Consider the following 1,890-nt stretch of genomic DNA (forward strand, 5'->3'; position numbering starts at 1 on the left):
TATTCCTTACCAGCTTGGTGGGCTGGTTTGGCTGGGTTCACAGAATAGTTACGAAGGTTGTATTTAAAAACTACTCAAACATTGTACCTGCACTGAGTGCAATCGTCAGAAAAACAGTGATAATAAGCAACAGTGGCCATATAAATTTCAGCCAGCGCTCATAAGGCACTCGCCCTATAGCAAGAGCCCCCATGACGACCCCGGAAGTGGGTGTAATAAAATTCACAATGCCGCTGGCTGATTGATAAGCAGTCACCACCAGATCCCTGCCCACTCCGGAAAATTCGGCCAGCGGGGCCATAATAGGCATGGAAAGCACCGCCAACCCGGAGCTGGAAGGTACAAAAAAGGAGAGAACAATCTCAATCCAGTACATCACATTGATAAACATAACAGACGACAGACCACTAACAGCCTGCTCAGACCAGTAAAGGAGCGTATCAGTAATCATCCCGTCATTCATTATGGTAACGATACCCCGGGCGATACCTATCACTAATGCCACACCCAGCAAATCTCTCGCACCATCCACAAATGTATTGGTGAACTCTTGTTCACTCATCCTGGCGATAAACGCTGTTGCTATTGATGCCACCAGAAAGAGGGCAGACATCTGGGCCATCCACCAGCCGGCAACCGATACCCCGTAGATCATCACGCCAAACGCAACAAGAAACAGCAACAAAATTATTTTCTGCGATCCTGTTAACTCAGAGGAAATCGTTTCATCTCGCTGAGACAGGAAATGCTCACGGTTAGACTCATGCATTTCCGCCACAATGGAACATGTCGGATCAGCTTTCACCTTTGCGGCGTAACGCATCACATAGGCAATACAAATACCCAGCCCAAGAACGTAGATAACAAGGCGTAACGTTATTCCCGAAGTAAAGCTGATACCCGCTGCATCAGACGCAATGACCGTGGCGAAAGGATTAACGGTAGAGCCCAGCGTGCCCAGGCCTGCGCCAACCAGAATCACAGAAACTGCCGTCACCGAATCATAACCGGCGGCAATCATTACAGGTAAAATCAATGGATAAAACGCAAGGCTTTCTTCTGCCATTCCATAGATAGTCCCGCCCAGAGAGAACAGAAACATTAATATGGGAATCAATAATTGTTCTCGCCCCTTCAATGCCGCTGTCACCTTGGCGATGCCTGAATCAATGGCGCCTGTTTTAGTCACCACCGCCAGAAAGCCACCAATGATCAAAATAAAAAAGGCGACATCAATACCGTTCGCCAGGTAAGTGTCCGGATCGTAAAAGCCCGATATTGGTGCAAGCAGGATTTCCTTAACCCCCTGGGGATTGCTATCTACCTCACCATACGTACCGGCAATAGGTACCTCTCGCCCCAAAGCCTCATTGGTTTCAACCTGATACTTGCCTGCCGGAATAATCCACGTCTGAATTGCCATAAATACGATAATCAGGAACAAAATACTGTACGCAGATGGAAACCTGAACACCTTCATAATCAAACCACCCAAGAAGAATAACTAACCAGCAAGAATGAGATATTCCCACTTGTGATGGATACCACACGACAAAGAACGTGAGCCCCATCCACAGGAATACCGCATAGACAGTGAATAAAACCAAACGCTTATACGACAACAATCATGCAGCTGTGATTGTGTGATGAAAGAAACAACCTATTTGAACTCGTAAAAAGTATAGATTATTCAAGGCAAACAAACCGTCAGTCACAAAAATAAGTAAAACTACTTATAGAATGCGAGGTCAATCACTATACACTCCGCACTCCAGTACTCTTAGGAGCTATGACAAGGTTTATCCCCCCCTTCCTCACCCCTCTTCTTTCCCTGTTTAGGAATTGTCTGTAAATAACTTCCGCATATTCAGATGCTCCACCGCAATCATC

General features: G+C 46.3%; 1 protein-coding gene. It reads right to left on the reverse strand.

The window, feature by feature from the left end; genetic code table 11:
* Positions 1 to 70: 70 nt before the first annotated feature.
* A complete protein-coding gene (locus KDK14_RS17080; protein ID WP_257266390.1) occupies positions 71 to 1,480 on the reverse strand; it encodes a YfcC family protein in 1,410 nt (469 codons plus the stop codon).
* Positions 1,481 to 1,890 lie beyond the last annotated feature (410 nt).

This window comes from Endozoicomonas sp. ONNA2 (assembly GCF_024606365.1).
Classification (GTDB): domain Bacteria; phylum Pseudomonadota; class Gammaproteobacteria; order Pseudomonadales; family Endozoicomonadaceae; genus Endozoicomonas.

Coding starts and splice junctions, on each gene's coding strand:
- KDK14_RS17080 (WP_257266390.1), bottom strand. CDS start 1,480: ATGAAGGTGTTCAGGTTTCCATCTGCGTACAGTATTTTGTTCCTGATT.